5 protein-coding genes are annotated in these 5,055 nt (G+C 66.4%); 4 read left to right on the top strand and 1 reads right to left on the bottom strand.

Annotated elements, in window-relative coordinates; genetic code table 11:
• Positions 1 to 15: 15 nt before the first annotated feature.
• Positions 16 to 363, bottom strand: coding sequence for a hypothetical protein (locus VW23_RS03950; protein WP_069908291.1), 348 nt, complete (start codon positions 361 to 363; stop codon positions 16 to 18).
• Positions 364 to 596: 233 nt separating this feature from the next.
• On the opposite strand from VW23_RS03950, the gene VW23_RS03945 reads away from it, so the two are divergent.
• The 4 genes from VW23_RS03945 (at position 597) to VW23_RS03930 (ending at position 5,000) form a co-directional block, all read left to right on the top strand.
• Positions 597 to 1,538 (top strand): MurR/RpiR family transcriptional regulator, encoded by a 942-nt coding sequence (locus VW23_RS03945; RefSeq protein WP_069908290.1) that lies wholly within the window; start codon positions 597 to 599, stop codon positions 1,536 to 1,538.
• Between the two features lie 145 nt (positions 1,539 to 1,683).
• Positions 1,684 to 3,075, top strand: coding sequence for an L-serine ammonia-lyase (locus VW23_RS03940; protein ID WP_069908289.1), 1,392 nt, complete (start codon positions 1,684 to 1,686; stop codon positions 3,073 to 3,075).
• Positions 3,075 to 3,416 carry a hypothetical protein gene (locus tag VW23_RS03935; RefSeq protein ID WP_069908288.1) on the top strand — a complete coding sequence of 114 codons (342 nt, stop codon included), beginning with the start codon at positions 3,075 to 3,077 and terminating at the stop codon, positions 3,414 to 3,416. Before VW23_RS03940 ends, VW23_RS03935 begins: the two co-directional genes overlap by 1 nt.
• A gap of 33 nt (positions 3,417 to 3,449) precedes the next feature.
• Positions 3,450 to 5,000 carry an alkaline phosphatase family protein gene (locus VW23_RS03930; RefSeq protein WP_069908287.1) on the top strand — a complete coding sequence of 517 codons (1,551 nt, stop codon included), beginning with the start codon at positions 3,450 to 3,452 and terminating at the stop codon, positions 4,998 to 5,000.
• Positions 5,001 to 5,055 lie beyond the last annotated feature (55 nt).

The raw sequence follows: 5,055 nt of genomic DNA, 5'->3' as shown, positions 1-5,055 counted from the left end.
ATCCAACCGACACCCTCAGTTCCCGAACCACCCGTCCTTGAGGTAGCGCATGTACTCGAACACCATGCCGTGCTTTTTGACGAACACCACTTCGAGGAAATCGCCGACGATAAATGGCGGGATCAGGATCTCGACGCCGGGCGCGGCAAGGTGCGGCGCGAGGTCATCGACCCGATAGGCGACATGTGGGTTGTCGCGCACTTCGGCCGGCACCGTGCTGTCCGGCTCGTAGCGCAGGAACTCGATATGCTCGGGGTGATGGCGCGGGTTGGTGACCCAGATGCGGCTCGCCTCGACCCAGTCCTCCCTGGGCTGGGGCACCGTCGTCGTGATCCCCACATGGTCGAACTCGAACACCGCCATGATGCTGCTTCCCCCTGCCTAACTCCCCAACCCTGAAATCATGTTACAGAACCGAAAAGCTGGCAACCGGATTCTGTGTTGGTCGCCAAAAGTCTGAAGCAAAACAGGCTCTCTGCGATCGGAGGGGTCTCACAGACCATGGACAGGCATTCCACACTGTGGATCGATCGACGAGCGATCTGGTCAGCTGCGGCGCAGTACTGTAATTCAATTTCAGCATTGGAGCGATCGACATGCAGAGGCGCGCCACGAGGGACGTAACCGAAGAGCCGGCCATCGACATCGTCTCGCGCATCCAGCGGGCCGAGCCCGAGCTGTCGCCGGCCGAGCGGCAGGTGGCGGCGGCGGTGCAGCTCGATTTCGAGGCGGCGACCCGGCTGACCATCGCCGATCTCGCGGCTAAAGCGGGGGTCAGCCAGCCAACGGTCACCCGCTTCTGCCGCTCGGTCGGCTGCGCCTCGTTCAACGATTTCAAGATCAGTCTCGCCAGCACCATGACGGTGGCGGCGGTCTATCTGCGCTCCGACCGGGTGTTCTCCGACGATATCGGCCAACTCGCCCAATCGGTGATGCTGCGCGCCGCCAATGCCGTGCAGGCCTGTCTCGAGCAGCTCGACACCGCCGCTGTCGGCGGCGCCATCGACGCCATCGCCGAGGGGCGCCGCCTCGATATCTACGGCCAGGGCGGCGGCTCGGCCGTGATGGCCGAGGATGCGAAGCTCCGGCTGTTCCGGCTCGGCATTCCGGTCGCCGCCTATACCGATGGTCACCAGCAGCGCATGTCGGCTTCAACGCTGCAGCCGGGCGACGTGGCTTTCGCCATCTCCAACAGCGGGCAATCGAAAGCCGTGGTCGAGGCGATCCAGATCGCCGCCTCGTTCGGCGCCGCCACCATCGCCCTGACCCGCCCCAGCTCCCCGCTAGCCAGGGCCGCCGGCATCGTCATCCCCATCGTCATCCCCGAGGATGACAACGTCTTGGTGCCGACGCCATCGCGCTACGCCCATATGGCGGTGATCGACACCATCGCCTCGGGCGTGGCGCAGAAGCTCGGGGCCCGCGGCCGTGAGGCTTTGCGCCGGGTGCGCTACACCCTCACCGCCATCGGCGTCGCCATCCCGACCCCCTCGACCGACCCGACCAAACTGATGCAGACGCTGAAGCCGCATGAATAGCGGCTCGGCGGCGTTGCCGCTGGCAGACGCTGAAGCCGCACGAATAGCGGCTCGGCGGCGTTGCCGCTAGCAGACGCTGAAGCCGCACGAGTAGCGGCTCGCGGGCGTTGTCGCTATGGTGCCCCCGCACCATATGTGAGGCCTGATGTTCCTCTCGGTTTTCGACGTCTTCAAGATTGGCATCGGGCCATCGAGTTCGCACACCATGGGGCCGATGACGGCCGCCAGCCGGTTCCTCGACGAGCTCCGTACTGGCGATTGGCCGCGGCCGCGCCACGCCGTGGTGACGTCGCTGAAGGCGAGCCTCCACGGCTCCTTGGCCTTTACCGGGGTCGGTCACGGCACCGGCCGCGCCGTGGTGCTGGGGCTTTGCGGCTACGCGCCCGACAGCGTCGACCCCGACCGGATCGATGCGATCGTCGCCGGGGTCGAGGCCGAGGGCATGGTGCATCCCGAGGGGCACCCGGCCTACCGGTTCCGGCCGGCGCTCGACCTGATCTACGACAAGAAGGAGCGGCTGCCCGGCCACACCAACGGGCTGCAGTTCTATGCCTATGATGCCGACGGCGCCCCGCTGCTGCGCCGGGTCTACTACTCGATCGGCGGCGGTTTCGTGGTCAGCGAGGCAGAGCTGGCGCGCGGCGAAATAAAGACCGACGCGGTGGAGGTCCCCTACCCCTTCGGCGATGCGCGGGAGATGCTGGCCATGGCCCGCGATTCCGGCCTCTCCATTGCCCAGATGAAGCGCGCCAACGAGGAAGCGCGGATCGGTCGCCGGGGGCTCGAACAGGGGCTCGACCGGCTCTGGGCTGCGATGGATGGCTGCATCGAGCGCGGGCTTCGCACCGACGGCATCATGCCCGGCGGGCTCAACGTCAGCCGCCGCGCCAAAGCGATCCACCAGCAGTTGCAGACCGCCTGGCAGCGCAACGAACTCGGGCCCCTGGCCGGCAATGACTGGCTCAGCGTTTTCGCCATGGCGGTGAACGAAGAGAATGCCGCCGGCAGCCGTGTGGTCACCGCTCCGACCAATGGCGCCGCTGGTGTCATCCCCTCGGTGCTGAAATACCACCAGCAGTTCGAGGCCGGCGCCTCGCGCGCCAGCATCCATGACATGCTGCTGACCGCCGCCGCCATCGGCGGCATCATCAAGCACAATGCCTCGATCTCCGGCGCCGAGGTCGGCTGCCAGGGCGAAGTCGGCTCGGCCTCGGCCATGGCCGCCGCAGCACTTTGCGCCGCCATGGGCGGCACCCCGGCGCAGGTGGAGAATGCCGCCGAGATCGCGCTCGAGCATCACCTGGGGATGACCTGCGACCCGGTCGCCGGGCTGGTGCAGATCCCCTGCATCGAACGCAACGCCTTCGGTGCGGTGAAGGCCGTGACCGCCGCCTCGCTGGCGATGAAGGGCGACGGCACGCACAAGGTGTCGCTCGATGTCTGCGTCGAGACCATGCGGCAGACCGGCGAGGACATGTCCGAGCGCTACAAGGAAACCAGCCAGGGCGGCCTCGCCGTCAACGTCCCGGCCTGCTGATGCCCAGCCCGACTTACGAGCTGTTCCGCGAGGCCATGGCGGCGAGGCAGCAGATCGTCTGCACCTATCGCGGACGCCGGCGAGAGGTTTGCTCCGTAATCCTCGGTCATACCGGCGGCCAGGAAACGGCCCTGACCTACCAGTTTGCCGGCGAGAGTAACTCACGACTGCCTCCGGAAGGCGAGTGGCGCTGCCTGACGCTGAGTATGGTCAGCGACGTCGAACTGCGCGATGGCCCCTGGCGCACCGGCGGCAGCCATTCGGCCTCGCAGTCCTGCGTTGAGAGCGTCGATTTCGACGTCAATCCCGACAGCCCCTACTCCCCGAAGCATCGACTTTAGGGCATCAATGCTCCGGCCTTTTCGGAGAGCACGATGACCGAGCGCCCCAACATCCTCCTGATTTGCGCCGACCAGTGGCGTGGCGACTGCATTTCGGCGCTCGGGCACCAGAACGCCAGAACGCCCAACCTCGATGCGCTGATGGCTGATGCGGTGACCTTCACCCGGCATTTCGGCCAGTGCACGCCCTGCGGCCCATCGCGGACCAGTCTCCTCACCGGCCAGTACCTGATGAACCACCGCTCGGGACGGAACGGCACGCCCCTCGACCGGCGCCACACCAATATCGCGCTCGAAGCGCGCAAGGCCGGCTACGATCCGGCTTTGTTCGGCTACACCGACACCACGCCCGATCCGCGCGGCCTCCATCCGAACGATCCGGCGCTGGTCGCCTATGACGAGGGGGTGATGCCGGGCTTTTCGACCCCGTTGCACCTGCCCGAAGATATGGACCAGTGGGTCTCGGACCTCATCGCCAAGGGCTACGACCTGCCTGGTGGCCGCGCCGACGTCTTCCGCCCCCGCCCGGACTTTGAGAAGCCCGCCGATCGTGGCTTCCGCTACATCCCCACCGTCTTCAAGGCCGAGGAGAGCGAGACGGCTTTCCTCACCGACGAGTTCCTCAAATGGCTCTTGGTGCGACGCGACAAGCCGTGGTTCGCGCATTTCGTCTTCTACCGCCCGCATCCGCCGCTGATCGCGCCTGAACCATATAACGACATGGTGCACCCCGCCGATGTGGAGTTCCCCATCCGCGCCGCCTCGCCGACCGAGGAAGGCACGCAACACCCGCTGCTCGATTACGCCATCGAGACGCTCCGCCAGCCCAGCACCTATGACGAGCACAACCCTGGGGATCTGGTCGCCGCCGACGAACTCGAAATCCGTCAGATGCGGGCGACCTATTACGGGCTGATCGCCGAAGTCGACCTGCAGCTGGGGCGCATCGTCCAGCATCTGAAGGATACCGGCCAGTACGACCGCACGCTGATCATCGTCACCTCCGACCACGGCGAGGTGCTGGGCGAGCACTACCTCTGGGGCAAGGAGATCTACTTCGATGCGGCCTTCCACCTGCCACTGGTGATCCGCGACCCGCGACCCGAGGCCGACGCTGCCCGCGGCCGGCGCGTCGAGGAGTTCAGCCAGGCGATCGACGTGATGCCGACGGTGCTCGACTGGCTCGGGCTCGACATTCCGCGCAGCTGCGACGGTGCGTCGCTGATCCCGTTCCTGCGCGGCGAGACCCCGCCCGGTTGGCGTAACGCGGTGTATTTCGAGCACGACTTCCGCGACGTCCGCACCCAGAAGCCGGAAACCGCGCTCGGCATCGCCTCCGACCAATGCACCTATGCGGCGATCCGCGACGACCGGTTCAAATACGTCCACTTCGCCGCACTGCCGCCGCTGCTGTTCGACATCGCCAACGACCCGCACGAGCAGGTGAATCTCGCCAACGACCCCGCCTACACCGAGGTGGCGCTCGACTACGCCCGTCGCATGTTGGATTGGCGGCTGAGCTCGGGGGAGCGCGAACTGACCAATATGTCGGTGGGGGTGGGTGGGTTGTTCGTGCGGAAGTAGCAGGCAGCGGATAAACTGGATACCCGGGGCGATCGCCTCCCTCCCCCTTGAGGGG

The sequence above is a fragment of the Devosia insulae DS-56 genome (genome assembly GCF_000970465.2).
In the GTDB taxonomy this organism is placed as follows: Bacteria; Pseudomonadota; Alphaproteobacteria; order Rhizobiales; family Devosiaceae; genus Devosia_A; species Devosia_A insulae.
The sequence above is the reverse complement of the archived record's forward strand: the minus strand, read 5'-3'. Positions and strand labels throughout refer to the sequence as shown.

Excerpts from the sequence above, each read along its gene's own strand:
- VW23_RS03930 (WP_069908287.1), top strand. The coding sequence starts at position 3,450 with ATGACCGAGCGCCCCAACATCCTCCTGATTTGCGCCGACCAGTGGCGT.
- VW23_RS03935 (WP_069908288.1), top strand. The coding sequence starts at position 3,075 with ATGCCCAGCCCGACTTACGAGCTGTTCCGCGAGGCCATGGCGGCGAGG.
- VW23_RS03945 (WP_069908290.1), top strand. The coding sequence starts at position 597 with ATGCAGAGGCGCGCCACGAGGGACGTAACCGAAGAGCCGGCCATCGAC.
- VW23_RS03940 (WP_069908289.1), top strand. The coding sequence starts at position 1,684 with ATGTTCCTCTCGGTTTTCGACGTCTTCAAGATTGGCATCGGGCCATCG.
- VW23_RS03950 (WP_069908291.1), bottom strand. The coding sequence starts at position 363 with ATGGCGGTGTTCGAGTTCGACCATGTGGGGATCACGACGACGGTGCCC.